Below are 14072 nucleotides of genomic sequence, written 5' to 3' on the forward strand. Positions count from 1 at the left end.
TTTAAATCTCCGTTAAAATTCTCGCTTTGCCCTTGGTGATCGCAATGGTGTGCTCGTAATGGCTGGTCCTCAGTCCATCGCTAGAAACTACGCTCCATCGATCTTCTAAAATCTTGGGATTGCCTTCTCTTTGACACACCATCGGTTCTAAACAAAAAACCATGCCCTCTTTGATCTTAGGACCACTTTTAGGGCTCGCCCCCGGGGCTAGGTAGTTGGGGATTTGGGGTTCTTCATGAGGGTATCTGCCAATTCCATGCCCACAAAAGTCCAGCAAGGGCACAAATCCCCTCTTAGTGATTCCCTGCTCTAAAATTTGACTCAACTCCTTAAAGTGCATGCCCACCCTCAAGGCTCCAATGGCCTCATACAGACAATCCCTAGCACAAGCGATCAAGTTTTGATCCAAATGGCTTATATGCCCGATTGCCAAAGTGATCGCCCCATCGCCAAAATAGCCCTCTATAGATGCACCTAAGTCCAGCCCCACAATGTCGCCCTCTTGGAGTTTGTAATCTGTGGGAATCCCATGGATCACCACTTCATTGACAGAAGTGCAAAGGGTGTTAGGAAAACCATAGAGCCCCTTAAAGGCGGGCTTGCCCCCCATTTTGTAGATATTTTCTTCAGCCAAAGCATCCAGCTCTAACAAACTCACCCCCACCTGTGCCTTTTGCTCCAAGAGTTTTAAGGTTTGCCCCACGACCTGACCCGCTTTGGCTAAAAGGGCAATTTCTTTAGGACTTCTTAGGGCAATCGCCATCAAAAGCCCACAGCACTGAGGGTTTTGTATTTGCCCATGTAAATCTGCGCCTCGATCTTTTTCATGGTGTCAATCGCCACTTGTACCACGATGAGCACCGCTGTCCCCCCAAAGTAAAAGGGTACGCCCATCGCCTTAACCAAAATCCAAGGCAATGTAGAGATAACCGCCAAATACAAAGACCCCCAAAAAGTCAAACGGCTCGCTACACTATTTAAAAAGTTAGCTGTCCCCTCGCCCGGGCGCAAACCTGCAATAAACCCACCATTGCGCTTTAAGTTATCGGCGATGTCCTTAGCATTAAAGACAATGGAAGAGTAAAAATAGGCAAAAAAGATGATGAGCAAGAACATTAAAATGTTATAGGCATACCCATGTGGGTTGAGAAAATCCGCGATGGCTTGCAAGATGTGATTAGAGGAGGCTTGCAAAATGGTGGAGGGAAAAACTAGCAAAGCAGAAGCAAAAATGGGCGGAATCACCCCGCTTAAGTTTAGCTTAATGGGGATGTAGTTCATAACGCGTTTGTTTTGGTTTTGCAACATCACTTTTCTAGCATAGGAAATGGGGATGCGTCTTTCGGCCAACTCGATATAGATAATGGAAAAGATTGTTGCTAGGATGATAGCAAAGATACCAATCAAGACCAAAACATTGATGACCCCAGTATTGACTAGATTGAAGGTTCCCGCAATGGCAGAAGGAATCCCCGAGACAATCCCAGCAAAAATAATCAAACTGATCCCATTGCCCACCCCTCTTTGGGTGATCTGCTCACCAATCCACATGAGCAACATCGTACCGGTGAGCATCGAAAAGGTAGCGATCAACAAGAAAGTTTGCATGCCAATCATAATAGCCCCATTAGAACCATGCCCAATACTGCGTAATCCAAAAGATACGCTCACCGCTTGGATAATGGTGATCAAAATAGTCGCATAGCGCACGATCTGCATGTATTTTTGCATGCCATCGCGCTCTTTTTTCATCTTAGCTAGATTGGGAAAGGTTGCGCTTAATAGCTCCATGATAATCGAAGCGGTGATGTAGGGCATGATGCCTAGAGAGATGATACTCAAACGCGAAACCGCATTCCCACTGAACATGTTAAATAAGCCTAAAGCGTTGCTAGAATTGCTGTCAAAAAACGATTTGATGGCTGCCAAATCCACTCCCGGGATGGGGACATAGGCTAAAACTCTGTAAAGGAAGAGATAGCCCAGTGTGATGAAAATCTTAGTGGCAATGGCTTTTGTCATTATTTTTGTCCGCTAGTGGTGATTCTCTCATCTTGGATTCTAGAGGCTAAATCTTTTGCCCCCATGCCAATTAACTTCACCCTTTCAATGTAACTGGGGAAGTGATGGACTTTTTTAATCAGCTCCAAACTCAAGGTTTCTAGCTTCAAAATCTCGGGATGCTTGCCAACATTAATGCTGTAGGTGAGCCCTTTAGTGCGGCTTTTAAAGCCCACTTTAGGCAAACGGCGTTGCAAGGGTTGTTGCCCCCCCTCAAAGCCCCTTTTTTGTTTATAACCCGTGCGGGCAGTCTGTCCCTTGCCCCCCCGCGTGGAGGTTTTACCCATACCAGAGCCCTGCCCTCTACCCACGCGTTTAATGCCCTTGACACTCCCCTTAGCGGGTTTGAGTTGTTCTAATGCCATGCAAACTCCTTAAGCCTTGATTCTAGAGAGCGCATGGAAGGTAGCGCGCACCACATTATAGGGGTTGTTAGACCCCAAAGACTTCGTCAAAATATCTTTAATGCCAGCCAATTCAATCATGGGGCGGGTAGAGCCCCCAGCGATGATCCCCGTTCCTTCACTTGCAGGCTTTAAGAGAATTTTACTTGCGTTGTATTTTTGCTCGATATCGTGCGCAATAGTCGTGCCCTTGATCTTGACTTCAATGATGTTTTTAAAGGCATCATCAATGGCTTTTTTGATCGCATCAGGCACTTCTCTAGCCTTGCCCAAACCAAAGCCCACCAAGCCATTTTTATTACCCACAACCACTAAGGCATTGAAGCGGAAGCGGCGACCACCTTTGACAACCTTGGTAACCCGCCCGATATTGACGACCACTTCTTGGAACTCTTCTCGATTAATTTCCATGTCCATCCTTTAAAGGGCGATATTATTTTCGCGTAAAGTTTCAGCAAAAGCTGCCACCACGCCATGGTATAGATACCCATTGCGATCAAAGACCACTTGGGTAATACCCCTAGCTTTCAAGTTTTCAGCAAAAGCGATCGCAACCTTTTTGCTATCTTCGATATTCTTGCCTAGCCCTAGTTTTTTCCCATCGACATGGGCTAGGGTGGTGTGGTTATTATCATCAATCGCTTGGGCGTAGAGGTGCTTATTGGACTTAAACACACTCACTCTAGGCCGCTCCAAAGTCCCAAAGATTTTAGAGCGGATACGCAACTTGCGTTTGACTCTTTGAGTCTTCTTTTTTTCTAAAACACTCTTTGTCATGGTAACCTCTGCCTATTTTTTAGATGTTTTACCGGCTTTGCGGATAATCACTTCGTCGCTGTATTTGATTCCCTTGCCCTTGTAAGGCTCTGGGGGACGGAAGGCTCGGATATCTGCAGCAATCTGTCCGATCTGTTGTTTGTTAGCTCCCTTGATGGTGATCACATTCTTATCTACCGCAATTTCCACACCCTCAGGGATAGGGTATTTAACCGGATGGCTAAAACCTAGAGTGAGCTCCAAAACTCTATGCCCCAAAGCCGCTTTATAGCCCACGCCATTCACCTCTAAGCTCTTGCTAAAGCCCTTATCCAGCCCCACAACAATATTATGTGCCAAAGCCCCATAAGTCCCCCAAAAAGCGCGATCTTGTGCGCTTTCTCCTACGGGCTCGAAACGCAAGGTGCTACCTTCCAAGATGATCTTTACCCGTCCATGCGTTTCAAGTTGCTGGCTAGCTTTATTGGTCTTAAAATGCAGGCATGAACCCTCTAGGCTAACCTGAACCCCACTAGGGATATTAATCACGCGTTTTCCAATTCTTGACATGCCATGCTCCTACCAAATGCTACAAAGCACTTCGCCACCTACATTTTGCTTGTAGGCTTCCTCATTGGTGATCACACCCTTAGAAGTGCTCACCACAATCACACCATACCCATTCTTAAAGCGTCTGAGCTCTTTGGATTGTTTATAAACCCTCCTGCCCGGCTTGCTCAAACGTTTGATCTCATTGATCAGCGATCTACCCTTTTCATCATAAGCCAACTCCACCGAGATAAAGGGCTTATTATCCTTTTCCTTGATGTGGTAGTTGGCAATAAAGCCCCTTACCTTGAAGATGTCTAGGATCGAAACCACAATTTTAGCATAGTAAAGTTGGGTTACTTCTAAACGCCTCATGCTTGCATTCCGGATGCGAGTCAAAGAATCCGCTACAATATCATTCACCATGGCTACCCCTTACCAACTTGCTTTTCTAAGACCCGGAATGAGTCCCTCATTGCCCATTTTTCTCAAGCACACCCGGCACAAGCCAAAGTCCTTATAGACAGAATGTGGTCGTCCGCAAATGTTGCAACGGGTGTAGGAACGCACCTTGAACTTGGCTTTTCTTTGGGTTTTTGCGATCATTGATTTTTTAGCCATTAGCGTCCTTTCGCAAATGGCATTCCAAGTAATTCTAACAACTTAAATGCCTCCTTGTCGCTGTTTGTCGAAGTGATGATGGCGATGTTGAGCCCATGGGTTACCATGATGTCATCATAAACCACCTCGGGAAAAATGAGCTGTTCGTTTAACCCAAAGCCATAATTACCCCGCCCATCAAAGCCATTCCTAGACACGCCCCTAAAATCTTTCACTCTAGGCAGAGCGATCACAATCAACTTTTCCAAGAAGTTGAACATCACCTTATTTCTCAAAGTAACTTTCACACCTACAGCCATTTTTTCACGGATTTTAAAGCCCGCGACTGATTTTTTAGCTGTGGTGATCACCGCCTTTTGCCCCGCGATCAAAGAGAGAGTCTGGGCAATGTTCTGCATCACTTTCATGTCTTTGGCATAGTCCCCCGCCCCCACACTCAACACAACCTTTTCTAGTTTAGGGAGTAACATGGGATTTTTAATTCCCAACTCTTGAGCTAATTTCTGTCTCACTTCCTTTTCATAGAAGCTCTTCAAGCCATGCATGTTTTACTCCTTCTCTTTCTTAACATTGGAGATATGCATGGGCATTTCTTTTTGGATATGCCCGCCCTTGGGGTTATCATCTGTGGGCTTAATGGCTTTTTTGACTAATTTGCAACCCTCTACCACGACTAAAGAGCGTTTAGGATAGACTGCTAACACCTTACCCACCTTGCCCTTATCATCTCCAGCAATCACCTTCACCATATCCTCTTTTTTAATCTTGCACTTCATTTACAAAACCTCCGGAGCCAAAGAGACAATTTTCATAAAATTGGCATAACGCACTTCCCGGCTTACCGGTCCAAAAATACGCGTGCCGATGGGGTCTCTCTTAGCATCTAAGATCACCGCTGCGTTATCATCAAAACGGATCAAAGAACCATTAGGCCGCTGCACCTCCTTTTTTGTCCGCACAATCACCGCCTTGACAACTTGCCCCTTTTTGACTTTGCCATTAGGGATTGCCTTTTTTACAGAAGCCACAATCACATCGCCCACGCTCGCATAGCGTTTATGGCTACCTCCTAAGACTTTGATGCACATGATCTCCTTGCCCCCGCTATTATCTGCCACCACTAACCTAGTAAAACTCTGAATCACTTACACTCCCTTAACAATGATTTCTTTGAGCGCAAAGGTTTTAGTTTTAGAAACGGGCTTGCATTCGACAGCACTCACAAAATCGCCCACCTGCGTGCGATCTTGGCGATCGTCAATGGTGTATTTTTTAAAGCGTTTAACAATTTTGCGGTATTTTTTGTGGAGCACCTTTCTTTCAACCAAAATCACAGCACTACACGCATCAATTTTATTCACGACCTTGCCCTGAATGGTGCGTTTATGCGGTTGCTTAGTTTCCATGTCCTGCCTTTAATGTGCTTAAAGCGGTGCTAATCCTAGCGATGTCTTTACGCACTCTTCTGATTTCATTGGGGTTACTTAGTTGCATCGTCTTGAGTTTGACCCGCAATTCAAAGAGTTCTAACTTCTTATTTTTCAGCAACTCCTCCAAATCCACCTTGTTTTTGTCTTGCAACTCAATAAATTTCATTTTCGCTCTCTTTGGTTACGATCTTGGTTTTGAAAGGCAATTTCCTTTGTGCCAAAGCCAATGCCTCCCGTGCTAAACCCTCCTCAATGCCTAGCATTTCGTAGACAATGCGCCCGGGTTTGATATTCATCACCCATTTTTCCACGGAGCCCTTACCCTTACCCATCCTAGTTTCTAAGGGCTTGGCTGTCAAAGGCTTATCGGGGAAAACCCGAATCCACACCTTACCCGCTCTCTTGATGTGACGCGTCATCGCCACCCGTGCCGCCTCAATTTGGCGTGAGTCAATGCGCCCATGTTCTATAGCTTTAATGCCAATGTCGCCAAAGGCAAGCCGTACGCCTCGGTAGGACTTGCCCCGGTTGCGCCCCTTCATCTGCTTTCTATACTTGGTCTTTTTAGGCATCAACATGGCTATTCTCTCCCTTTCCTAGTGCGCGCTCTGGGAGCGCGTTCCTCGTTTTCCTCGCGTTTCTCAGATTGGATGCCTTTATGCAACACCTCGCCTTTAAAAACCCAAACTTTTACACCAATATTGCCATAAACCGTGAAAGCCTCCGCAAAGCCATAATCGATTTTAGCCCGCAAGGTATGCAGTGGCACACGCCCCTCCATATACCACTCCGTGCGTGCGATTTCAGCCCCAGCTAAACGCCCTGAAACACGCACCTTAATGCCCTTAGCCCCCGCTTTCATAGCCGTTTGCATGACCTTTTTCATCGCCCGTCTAAAGGCAACCCGTTTTTCTAACTGGGTGGCCACATTTTCGGCACAAAGTTGTGCGTCTGCTTGAGGGCGTTTGGCTTCTTTGATATTCACCGAAATTTCTTTACGGATCAGATTTTTTAAAGAGAGTTTGACTTTTTCAATATCCACGCCTTTTTTACCAATGATGAGTCCCGGGCGTGCGGCTACAACGGTGATGCGCAACTTCTTAGCCGCGCGTTCAATCAAAATCTCACTGACTCCAGCATAGTAGAGCTCTTTTTTAAGGAATTTGCGGATGCGGTAGTCTTCCTCAATGTTGGCAACGGTTTCATGGCTAGGGAACCAGCGGGAAGTCCAGTTGCGGTTAATACCCAGTCTTAAACCAATTGGATTGACCTTTTGTCCCATTTACTTTTGTCCTCCCTTGCCCACTTCCACTCTAATGTGTGCGGTGGGCTTTCTAATAGAAGTGGCGCGCCCTCTTGCGCGGGGCATGTGTCTTCTTAGCACGGGACCCGCATCTACACGGCAACTTAAGACCTCTACCTCTTTAGAGTCATATTGTCCGTTATAGACTGCTGCGCTGATCACCCTAGAGAGAATGCGGGCAGCCTTGTTGGGGGTGAATTCCAGGCGAGCAATCGCCACTTCGGCGTTCATGCCCTGCACTTGTCTAGCCAACAAACGCGCCTTGGTTGGAGAAAGTCTGGTATAGCGGAGTAACGCCACGCTCATGAGTTGTCCTTTGTGTGATAATTTGCCATGTTACTTGCCTATCTTTTTTTGCACGGTGCCCTTATGCCCCTTAAAAGTCCTAGTCGGGGCAAATTCGCCGAGTTTATAGCCAACATGGTTTTCAGTGATATAGACAGGGATAAAGATGCGCCCATTATGCACATTGTAGGTGAGTCCGATCATATCGGGTAAAATGGTGCTTCTGCGCGACCATGTTTTAATGGGGCGGTTGTCTTTTTTGGCTTTGTGTTTGAGCGTCTTATCCATTAGATGCTTGTCTATAAAAGGACCCTTTTTAATTGACCTTCCCATTACTTGCCTTTCTTGCGTGAAATGATCAAACGATCGCTTGCTTTTTTGCGTCTAGTTTTATAGCCCTTGGCAGGAAGTCCCCAAGGTGATACGGGGTGCCCGCTAGAACCAGTTTTGCCCTCACCACCCCCGTGTGGGTGATCCACAGGGTTCATGGCACTTCCCCTAGTTTGCGGGCGCACACGCTTATAGCGATTACGCCCTGCCTTGCCAATGCTAGCATTGATAAAATCCTCATTGCCCATTGTCCCGATTGTGGCCATACACTCGCTCAAAATATAGCGCATTTCTCCGCTGGGCATGCGCAAAATCGTGTATTTGCCCTCTTTACCCATGATCTGTGCGCTCATGCCCGCACTCCTAGCCAGCTGTCCGCCCGCCCCTGGGTGTATTTCCACATTATGCACGATGGTCCCGATAGGGATATTTTTAAGCTTCATGGCAAACCCAGTTTTAATGTCTAGCCCACCCTCAGCGGCGACCACCACATCACCCACTTTCAACCCACTAGGCTGTAAAATGTAGCGTTTGTCCCCATCTGGATACACCACTAGGGCAATGCGCGCATTCCTATAAGGATCGTATTCAATGTCTGCCACCCTGCCCTCAATGTCCCATTTATTGCGCTTAAAATCAATGATGCGGTAAAGTCTTTTAGCTCCACCCTCCTTGTGGCGACTGGTGATCTTCCCGCTGTGGTTGCGCCCTGCATGCACGGGCAATTTGACTAAAAGTTTTTTGATACCTGCTTTAGCTGTGATGTCGCCAGAGCTTAAGCCACTCATAAAACGGCGACTAGGTGTGTAAGGTTTATAAGTTTTAATTGCCATGCATTCTCCTTATGCGCTCAAAGCGGTAATATTGGCATCTTTGGGGACTTTGACATAGAACTTTTTATAGTCATTGCGCCGTCCCAAACGACCCTTAAAGCGTTTCGCCTTGCCCTCTTGTCTCAAAGAATTAATTTTTAGGGGGACGAAACCAAAGTAATCTTTAAAAATCGCCTTGAGCTGGTTTTTACTCACACCCATGGTGGTTTGCACCACAATCACCCCATTTTCTTGCATAGATAGGGATTTTTCAGTGTAAAGTATGGATTTGATGTTTGTAATATCTGCCATTACCACTCCTTCATTGAACTGACACAAGCGTGTTAAACGCTGCTTTTTCGATAACCACCGCACTAAATGTAGCGATTAAAAAGGCATTCAGTTCGCTTGTTTCCACCAAAAAACAATTGGGTAAATTTCTAAAAGCTAAGTCTGTGCCTTCTTGTAGATGTTGCACCACCAAGAGCACATCGCGCTGGTTGAGATTTTTGACAAAAACTTGCGCATCTTTGGTTTTACGACTAGGGATTTCAATTTGATCCACCACTAAGAGTCTTCGATCTTGAGCCTTTTGACCTAGTGCATATTCTAGAGCAAGTTTTTTCTGCTTTTTATTGATTTTGAGATCATAATTGCGGTTATTGGTCGCACCATGCGATACGCCCCCACCTACAAACACGGGCGAAGTGATGCTACCTGCGCGCGCGCGCCCCCCGCCCTTTTGACTCCAAGGTTTTCTACCGCCTCCGCTCACCTCGCCCCGATTTTTGCTTTTAGCTGTGTTGGCACGGGCTAGGGCGCGGTAATGCTTGACATACAAGTAAAGATTATGGGCATTAATTTGGGCATACCTAGCGGGTAAATCCAATTCACCCACCACTTGGCATTGGGCATCTAAGACTTGTGCTTTCATTTTTTCTCCTTCTGGACACTGATCCGACCATAAGCTCCCGCATAGCCCACTACAGAGCCCTTAAGCACGAGGATTTTACTTTCTTTATCAAAGGAGATCACTTCATTGTGGCATGTTACTTTTTCATTCCCATAGCGACCTGCCATTTTCTTGCCCCTTTGCACACGCCCGGGCCATTCTCTATTACCAATAGAACCCAAACGGCGGTGGAAGCGACTCCCATGCGCTGCTGGACCACCCTGGAAGTTCCAACGCTTCATCGCACCGCTAAAGCCCCGTCCTTTGGTGTAAAAAGTGGCTTTGACTTTGTGGGCACTCTCTAGAGCATCTGTTTTTAGATCGCCTAGTTCTTCTGGACCACTCAAAGTTGCAAAGCGGTTAAACTCCTTACTGAGCTGGTATTTTTTTTGTTGTCCTGCAATGGCTTTATTGTGTCGTTTGTACAAAGAATAAGCGACCAAAGCCTTCCCATTTTCCTTAAGCGCGCACACCTTACTCTCTAAAACCTTCAGCAAGGTAACCGGGACACTCTGTGCCCCAACCATACGGCTCATGCCAATCTTTTGGACTAAATACTCCATTATTTTTCTCCCATTAAAAAATCACGCACACAGAGTGCCTGCTAGGATTTCCCTTCCATAGAAGTTACCTCTACATCTACCTCTGGAGCTAAATCTAATTTCATTAAGCTATCCACGGTTTCAGGCGTAGCGGACATGATGTCAATCAAACGGCTATGCACGCGGATCTCAAATTGCTCTCTAGAGTCCTTGTTGATATGTGGGGAGCGTAGGACCGTATAACGCTTATTTTTGGTGGGCAGAGGAATGGGACCCCTAATCTCTGAGCCGGAGCGTTTGACAGCCTCAACGATCGCCACCACCGAACGATCTAGAACGCGGTGATCATAGGCTTTTAATTTGAGTCGTATCTTTTCCATCTTAATCCTTGGCAAATTTAAAAACCACGATTTTATTATAAAATAAAGCATTAGTCAAGGTTAAAATGGGCTTTTACGGGCATAGGTTTAAATATTATTATCCTTTTTTAAAGGAAAACTAGACTAGGATAACCTATGCAAGAGATGGTGAGCAGCATTTTAGAAAGTAGCTTTGAGCTAGCCAGCACCCAGCGGGTATTAGCCACGCGTTTTTATACCCTCAAGCCCTCCATGCTCTTATATGGACCCCCTAAGTCGGGCAAAAATAGTTTGGCTCTCTGCTTTGGACGTGCGTTTAAAAAGATTGTCTATGTGGATTTTCAAGATGCACGCCTCATAGATTCCATGCGTGCTCATATCCACACCTTTTGTGATACCAACCCCCTAGGCTTATTGATTCTTAACCGCCCGCCTGCAGATTTTACCCCCCCCAGCGTGCCCACCATCATCATAGATAGCACGCCCATCCACGCCCCCGCTCACTTTATCTGCCAGCCCATCATGCCCTTAAATTTTGCCGAGTTTGTGCATTTTTGCAAAAAAGACCCTCCCGCCCTCCTGGCCCGTTTCTTAAAAGAAGGCAATTTGCCCGCTATGCTGTTTCTACCCGCCCATGCCAAAATTCGCTACAAACAAGACATCTGTGCTCTTAGCTTTGGTGCGCATTTTGATCTGTTTAAAGCCCTTCTTTTTTTCCAAGCCAAGAGTATCAGCACCCACCACCTCTACACCCAGCTTAAAAAACACATCAGAACCTCCAAAGACACGCTTTATTTTTTTTTAGCTACCTTGCAAAAAAGCCTAACTCTTTTTTTAGTCCCTAGCTATTTTAAAGCCCCCCCCAAAATTTACTTCTACGACTTTGCTCTGCCCTATGCTTTTAGCCACACCCACTCCCTAGTCCCCGTTTTTGAGAATATGGTCGCTTTGGAATTAATCCGCCACTTTGGTTCAAAATCTCTACACTACCACGGCACTTGTTTGATCGTGCAGAGTTCTAGCCCCTTTGCTTGTTTTCCCTATGCTTTCCCCACCCCAGAGAGTTTAGAACACCATCTATCCTTACTCCTAAAAGTCCTGCCCCCCATGCCCATCTTGGTTATCTCTATCAACTACACCCATGTCGGTCGGATTGCTAGTGGGCAGACCTACCAAACTTATAGTTTTAGCCATTTTTGCCTCAATATTCTCCCGACCCTTTAATTCTCTCTTAGCCACTTTGGGCTAAAATACCCTTTTGATCCAAGTCTAAAGGATGGTTTTGATCGCCCGTGTGCCAACCAAGCAAATTTTTGTCGGTACTGTGCCTGTGGGTGGGGGTGCGCCCATTAGCACCCAAAGCATGGCATATAGCCAAACCTGCGACATAGAAGCCACTAAGGGGCAAATTGACCGCTTGAAGTTAGCCGGAGCGGACTTTGTACGCGTGGCGGTGCGCCATAAAAAGGACGCAAACGCCCTCAAAGAGCTTAAAAAAGTGGCGAGCTTGCCTTTAATTGCCGACATACACTTCCACCACCACTTGGCTTTAATTGCCGCTGAAAGCGTGGATGGTATCCGCATCAATCCGGGCAATATCGGCTCTAAAGACAAGATCGAGGCGGTGGCTAAGGCTTGCAGTGCCCGCAACTTGCCAATCCGTATTGGGGTCAATGGGGGGAGCTTGGAAAAGCAATTTGAGATCAAATATGGCGCGAGTGCTGAGGGCATGGTGCAATCTGCCCTTTATAATATTAAGTTGCTTGAAGATGCGGGCTTTAACAATATTAAAATATCGCTTAAGGCTAGCGATGTGGAACGCACAATACAAGCCTACGAGCAATTACGCCCTTTGATTGCATACCCTTTTCACCTGGGTGTTACAGAGGCGGGGAGCTTGTTCCATGCAAGCATTAAAAGTGCGATGGCTTTGGGGCATTTATTGCGGCAAGGCATTGGAGATACCATGCGTGTGTCTATCACGGGCGAGCTAGAGGAAGAAATTAGAGTCGCTAAGGCGATTTTGCGCTACAGCGGACGGCAAAAAGAGGGTATTACCTTCATCTCTTGCCCCACTTGTGGGCGCATTGAATCTAATTTAGTCGCTTTGATGGCACAAGTAGAGCAACGTCTAGCCCATATTAAAATCCCCTTAGATGTGAGCGTGATGGGCTGTGTGGTCAATGCCCTAGGGGAGGCAAAGCATGCCGACATCGCCATTGCCTTTGGCAAAAAAAGCGGTTTAATTATCAAAAAAGGGCAGGTGATCCACAAACTTCCCGAAGATCAACTGTTAGAAACCTTTGTTGCTGAGGTGCAAGCTTTAGCCAACCAACACCAAAACGAGGAAAAATATGCAAAAATTTAAACTCTTTGTGAGTAATTACCAAAACTCCCCAGAATACCGCAAACCCCTAGCCTTTGGGATTGCCAAAGTCCAACGCGGACAAAAGAGCGGGAAACCCTTGAGCGTGACCTATCCAGTTTTAAACTGGGGGGAGGAAAATTTAGGCTCTTATTCAGTTTTTATGGGCGTGGTGAAAGATAGTGTCCCGCTGTATCAAATGGATGCAGAGGACAAGCAAGCATCTGAAGTGGTTTATGGCGTGGATAAAGCCTTTATCCAACAAGCCCTCAAACTCTATGCCCCCTTCTTGGAAGAGACCTTGCAAGATGAAAACAAGCATAAAAATATCCAAGTGCTTGTGGAACTCATCAAGGCTTTTAGAGAGAAACGCCTTTATTACACGCCTTCTAGTCTTGATCCCTACACCAGTTACGACCATGAAACCCAGCAACATGTTTCTAAAGTCTCCATGCAAGATTGTTTTAATTATCATTTGGTGGTGCTGTATGCGGATAAGCCATGCCAAAGTTTGGAGAGTGCTTACATGAAACTCTTAGCCCTCTCTTTGGGTAAAGCCCCATTGCGTAGTTTGAATTTAGAGGGTATTTTTAATCTCCTGCCCAATGTCGCTTGGAGTGGGAATACTCCCTATGAACTTGATTGGCTCAGAGAGCAAGAGGTCAATTTAAAAATGCGGGATGCCTACCCTTGTATTGATTTTGTGGATAAATTCCCCCGTTACTTGATGCAGGTGATCCCTCAATATGATAATATCCGCCTATTAGATAGTGCTAAGACACGCTTTGGGGCGTATTTGGGTAAGGGGGGTTATACCCAAATGCCCGGGGCTAGTTACATTAACTTTAATGCTGGTGTAGAGGGGGCTTGCATGAATGAGGGGCGGATCAGCTCCTCTGTGATTGTTGGCGAGGGCACAGATATTGGCGGAGGGGCAAGCATTTTAGGTGTACTCTCTGGAGGCAATAGCAAACCCATTAGCATTGGTAAGAATTGCTTGCTGGGGGCTAATTGCGTGGTGGGCATCAGTTTGGGCGATGGGTGCATTGTGGATGGGGGCATTGGAGTGTTGGCGGGCACAATTTTTGAACTCTCAAGCGAGGATGCAGAGCAACTTCAAGCTGTGAATACCGATTTTAAACCCCGTGCAGATAATCTGTATAAAGGAAAAGAGCTTTCAGAGCTCCATGGCGTGCATTTTAGACAATGTAGCCAAAGTGGAAAAATGGTGGCTTTTAGAAGCACGCGCAAGATTACCCTCAATCAGAGCTTGCATGACTGATGCTGGGCTTGTGTTAAACTT

The 14072-nt window shown here is 46.3% G+C and carries 25 protein-coding genes; 3 read left to right on the forward strand and 22 right to left on the reverse strand.

Annotation, left to right across the window (positions count from 1 at the left end; translation table 11 throughout):
• Position 1: 1 nt before the first annotated feature.
• From map to rpsJ, 22 genes are read right to left on the reverse strand one after another with little or no spacing between them, the layout of a single operon-like run.
• Positions 2-763, reverse strand: a complete 762-nt coding sequence (map, locus tag FNE76_RS04595) for a type I methionyl aminopeptidase (RefSeq protein ID WP_120948244.1) — start codon at positions 761-763, stop codon at positions 2-4.
• Positions 763-2022 (reverse strand): preprotein translocase subunit SecY, encoded by a 1260-nt coding sequence (gene secY / locus FNE76_RS04600; RefSeq protein ID WP_104638572.1) that lies wholly within the window; start codon positions 2020-2022, stop codon positions 763-765. The genes map and secY overlap by 1 nt, the downstream gene beginning before the upstream one ends.
• Complete coding sequence (gene rplO / locus FNE76_RS04605) at positions 2022-2426, reverse strand: 50S ribosomal protein L15 (protein WP_120948245.1); 405 nt, start codon at positions 2424-2426, stop codon at positions 2022-2024. The genes secY and rplO overlap by 1 nt, the downstream gene beginning before the upstream one ends.
• 9 nt (positions 2427-2435) lie before the next feature.
• Entirely contained in the window at positions 2436-2876 is a 441-nt protein-coding gene (rpsE, locus tag FNE76_RS08250) for a 30S ribosomal protein S5 (protein ID WP_013890422.1), read from the reverse strand.
• A gap of 9 nt (positions 2877-2885) precedes the next feature.
• Entirely contained in the window at positions 2886-3242 is a 357-nt protein-coding gene (rplR, locus tag FNE76_RS08255) for a 50S ribosomal protein L18 (protein WP_120948246.1), read from the reverse strand.
• A gap of 12 nt (positions 3243-3254) precedes the next feature.
• A complete protein-coding gene (gene rplF, locus FNE76_RS04615; RefSeq protein WP_120948247.1) occupies positions 3255-3791 on the reverse strand; it encodes a 50S ribosomal protein L6 in 537 nt (178 codons plus the stop codon).
• A gap of 9 nt (positions 3792-3800) precedes the next feature.
• Positions 3801-4196, reverse strand: a complete 396-nt coding sequence (gene rpsH, locus FNE76_RS04620; protein WP_120948248.1) for a 30S ribosomal protein S8 — start codon at positions 4194-4196, stop codon at positions 3801-3803.
• 9 nt (positions 4197-4205) lie between these two features.
• Complete coding sequence (locus FNE76_RS04625) at positions 4206-4391, reverse strand: type Z 30S ribosomal protein S14 (protein WP_143928400.1); 186 nt, start codon at positions 4389-4391, stop codon at positions 4206-4208.
• A complete protein-coding gene (gene rplE / locus FNE76_RS04630; RefSeq protein ID WP_120948250.1) occupies positions 4391-4936 on the reverse strand; it encodes a 50S ribosomal protein L5 in 546 nt (181 codons plus the stop codon). Before rplE ends, FNE76_RS04625 begins: the two co-directional genes overlap by 1 nt.
• A gap of 3 nt (positions 4937-4939) precedes the next feature.
• Positions 4940-5167, reverse strand: coding sequence for a 50S ribosomal protein L24 (rplX, locus tag FNE76_RS04635; protein ID WP_006016775.1), 228 nt, complete (start codon positions 5165-5167; stop codon positions 4940-4942).
• Positions 5168-5536, reverse strand: a complete 369-nt coding sequence (gene rplN / locus FNE76_RS04640) for a 50S ribosomal protein L14 (protein WP_104629617.1) — start codon at positions 5534-5536, stop codon at positions 5168-5170.
• Complete coding sequence (rpsQ, locus tag FNE76_RS04645) at positions 5537-5797, reverse strand: 30S ribosomal protein S17 (RefSeq protein ID WP_006016772.1); 261 nt, start codon at positions 5795-5797, stop codon at positions 5537-5539.
• A complete protein-coding gene (gene rpmC, locus FNE76_RS04650; protein WP_120948251.1) occupies positions 5787-5987 on the reverse strand; it encodes a 50S ribosomal protein L29 in 201 nt (66 codons plus the stop codon). Before rpmC ends, rpsQ begins: the two co-directional genes overlap by 11 nt.
• A complete protein-coding gene (rplP, locus tag FNE76_RS04655) occupies positions 5974-6399 on the reverse strand; it encodes a 50S ribosomal protein L16 (RefSeq protein WP_120948252.1) in 426 nt (141 codons plus the stop codon). Before rplP ends, rpmC begins: the two co-directional genes overlap by 14 nt.
• Positions 6400-6401: 2 nt before the next feature.
• Positions 6402-7103 (reverse strand): 30S ribosomal protein S3, encoded by a 702-nt coding sequence (gene rpsC, locus FNE76_RS04660; RefSeq protein WP_006016769.1) that lies wholly within the window; start codon positions 7101-7103, stop codon positions 6402-6404.
• Positions 7104-7430: a 50S ribosomal protein L22 gene (gene rplV / locus FNE76_RS04665; protein ID WP_120948253.1), complete on the reverse strand. Its 327-nt coding sequence runs from the start codon at positions 7428-7430 to the stop codon at positions 7104-7106.
• 30 nt (positions 7431-7460) lie between these two features.
• Positions 7461-7742, reverse strand: a complete 282-nt coding sequence (gene rpsS / locus FNE76_RS04670; RefSeq protein ID WP_053941807.1) for a 30S ribosomal protein S19 — start codon at positions 7740-7742, stop codon at positions 7461-7463.
• Positions 7742-8572 carry a 50S ribosomal protein L2 gene (gene rplB, locus FNE76_RS04675; RefSeq protein ID WP_120948254.1) on the reverse strand — a complete coding sequence of 277 codons (831 nt, stop codon included), beginning with the start codon at positions 8570-8572 and terminating at the stop codon, positions 7742-7744. Before rplB ends, rpsS begins: the two co-directional genes overlap by 1 nt.
• Positions 8573-8581: 9 nt before the next feature.
• Complete coding sequence (locus tag FNE76_RS04680; protein ID WP_120948255.1) at positions 8582-8863, reverse strand: 50S ribosomal protein L23; 282 nt, start codon at positions 8861-8863, stop codon at positions 8582-8584.
• A 10-nt stretch (positions 8864-8873) separates the two neighbouring features.
• Complete coding sequence (gene rplD, locus FNE76_RS04685; protein ID WP_120948256.1) at positions 8874-9485, reverse strand: 50S ribosomal protein L4; 612 nt, start codon at positions 9483-9485, stop codon at positions 8874-8876.
• The gene (gene rplC / locus FNE76_RS04690) at positions 9482-10066 is read right to left on the reverse strand and encodes a 50S ribosomal protein L3 (protein WP_120948257.1); all 585 of its coding nucleotides are present in this window, start codon (positions 10064-10066) and stop codon (positions 9482-9484) included. The genes rplD and rplC overlap by 4 nt, the downstream gene beginning before the upstream one ends.
• Before the next feature lie 41 nt (positions 10067-10107).
• A complete protein-coding gene (gene rpsJ, locus FNE76_RS04695) occupies positions 10108-10425 on the reverse strand; it encodes a 30S ribosomal protein S10 (RefSeq protein WP_120948258.1) in 318 nt (105 codons plus the stop codon).
• A 135-nt stretch (positions 10426-10560) separates the two neighbouring features.
• Here rpsJ and FNE76_RS04700 point away from each other — a divergent pair, with 135 nt between their 5' ends.
• From FNE76_RS04700 to FNE76_RS04710, 3 genes are read left to right on the forward strand one after another with little or no spacing between them, the layout of a single operon-like run.
• Positions 10561-11628, forward strand: coding sequence for an ATP-binding protein (locus FNE76_RS04700; protein WP_143928401.1), 1068 nt, complete (start codon positions 10561-10563; stop codon positions 11626-11628).
• A 52-nt stretch (positions 11629-11680) separates the two neighbouring features.
• The gene (gene ispG / locus FNE76_RS04705) at positions 11681-12772 is read left to right on the forward strand and encodes a flavodoxin-dependent (E)-4-hydroxy-3-methylbut-2-enyl-diphosphate synthase (protein ID WP_185962997.1); all 1092 of its coding nucleotides are present in this window, start codon (positions 11681-11683) and stop codon (positions 12770-12772) included.
• On the forward strand, positions 12759-14051 hold the full coding sequence (locus FNE76_RS04710; protein ID WP_120948260.1) for a 2,3,4,5-tetrahydropyridine-2,6-carboxylate N-succinyltransferase: 1293 nt from the start codon (positions 12759-12761) through the stop codon (positions 14049-14051). Before ispG ends, FNE76_RS04710 begins: the two co-directional genes overlap by 14 nt.
• Positions 14052-14072 lie beyond the last annotated feature (21 nt).

The sequence above is a fragment of the Helicobacter mehlei genome, assembly GCF_007280785.1.
Lineage (GTDB): Bacteria > Campylobacterota > Campylobacteria > Campylobacterales > Helicobacteraceae > Helicobacter > Helicobacter mehlei.

What these genes read in the sequence shown, in the direction of transcription:
- map (WP_120948244.1), bottom strand. Translation starts at nt 763, where the DNA reads ATGGCGATTGCCCTAAGAAGTCCTAAAGAAATTGCCCTTTTAGCCAAA.
- secY (WP_104638572.1), bottom strand. Translation starts at nt 2,022, where the DNA reads ATGACAAAAGCCATTGCCACTAAGATTTTCATCACACTGGGCTATCTC.
- rplO (WP_120948245.1), bottom strand. Translation starts at nt 2,426, where the DNA reads ATGGCATTAGAACAACTCAAACCCGCTAAGGGGAGTGTCAAGGGCATT.
- rpsE (WP_013890422.1), bottom strand. Translation starts at nt 2,876, where the DNA reads ATGGAAATTAATCGAGAAGAGTTCCAAGAAGTGGTCGTCAATATCGGG.
- rplR (WP_120948246.1), bottom strand. Translation starts at nt 3,242, where the DNA reads ATGACAAAGAGTGTTTTAGAAAAAAAGAAGACTCAAAGAGTCAAACGC.
- rplF (WP_120948247.1), bottom strand. Translation starts at nt 3,791, where the DNA reads ATGTCAAGAATTGGAAAACGCGTGATTAATATCCCTAGTGGGGTTCAG.
- rpsH (WP_120948248.1), bottom strand. Translation starts at nt 4,196, where the DNA reads ATGGTGAATGATATTGTAGCGGATTCTTTGACTCGCATCCGGAATGCA.
- FNE76_RS04625 (WP_143928400.1), bottom strand. Translation starts at nt 4,391, where the DNA reads ATGGCTAAAAAATCAATGATCGCAAAAACCCAAAGAAAAGCCAAGTTC.
- rplE (WP_120948250.1), bottom strand. Translation starts at nt 4,936, where the DNA reads ATGCATGGCTTGAAGAGCTTCTATGAAAAGGAAGTGAGACAGAAATTA.
- rplX (WP_006016775.1), bottom strand. Translation starts at nt 5,167, where the DNA reads ATGAAGTGCAAGATTAAAAAAGAGGATATGGTGAAGGTGATTGCTGGA.
- rpsQ (WP_006016772.1), bottom strand. Translation starts at nt 5,797, where the DNA reads ATGGAAACTAAGCAACCGCATAAACGCACCATTCAGGGCAAGGTCGTG.
- rpmC (WP_120948251.1), bottom strand. Translation starts at nt 5,987, where the DNA reads ATGAAATTTATTGAGTTGCAAGACAAAAACAAGGTGGATTTGGAGGAG.
- rplP (WP_120948252.1), bottom strand. Translation starts at nt 6,399, where the DNA reads ATGTTGATGCCTAAAAAGACCAAGTATAGAAAGCAGATGAAGGGGCGC.
- rpsC (WP_006016769.1), bottom strand. Translation starts at nt 7,103, where the DNA reads ATGGGACAAAAGGTCAATCCAATTGGTTTAAGACTGGGTATTAACCGC.
- rplV (WP_120948253.1), bottom strand. Translation starts at nt 7,430, where the DNA reads ATGAGCGTGGCGTTACTCCGCTATACCAGACTTTCTCCAACCAAGGCG.
- rpsS (WP_053941807.1), bottom strand. Translation starts at nt 7,742, where the DNA reads ATGGGAAGGTCAATTAAAAAGGGTCCTTTTATAGACAAGCATCTAATG.
- rplB (WP_120948254.1), bottom strand. Translation starts at nt 8,572, where the DNA reads ATGGCAATTAAAACTTATAAACCTTACACACCTAGTCGCCGTTTTATG.
- FNE76_RS04680 (WP_120948255.1), bottom strand. Translation starts at nt 8,863, where the DNA reads ATGGCAGATATTACAAACATCAAATCCATACTTTACACTGAAAAATCC.
- rplD (WP_120948256.1), bottom strand. Translation starts at nt 9,485, where the DNA reads ATGAAAGCACAAGTCTTAGATGCCCAATGCCAAGTGGTGGGTGAATTG.
- rplC (WP_120948257.1), bottom strand. Translation starts at nt 10,066, where the DNA reads ATGGAGTATTTAGTCCAAAAGATTGGCATGAGCCGTATGGTTGGGGCA.
- rpsJ (WP_120948258.1), bottom strand. Translation starts at nt 10,425, where the DNA reads ATGGAAAAGATACGACTCAAATTAAAAGCCTATGATCACCGCGTTCTA.
- FNE76_RS04700 (WP_143928401.1), top strand. Translation starts at nt 10,561, where the DNA reads ATGCAAGAGATGGTGAGCAGCATTTTAGAAAGTAGCTTTGAGCTAGCC.
- ispG (WP_185962997.1), top strand. Translation starts at nt 11,681, where the DNA reads ATGGTTTTGATCGCCCGTGTGCCAACCAAGCAAATTTTTGTCGGTACT.
- FNE76_RS04710 (WP_120948260.1), top strand. Translation starts at nt 12,759, where the DNA reads ATGCAAAAATTTAAACTCTTTGTGAGTAATTACCAAAACTCCCCAGAA.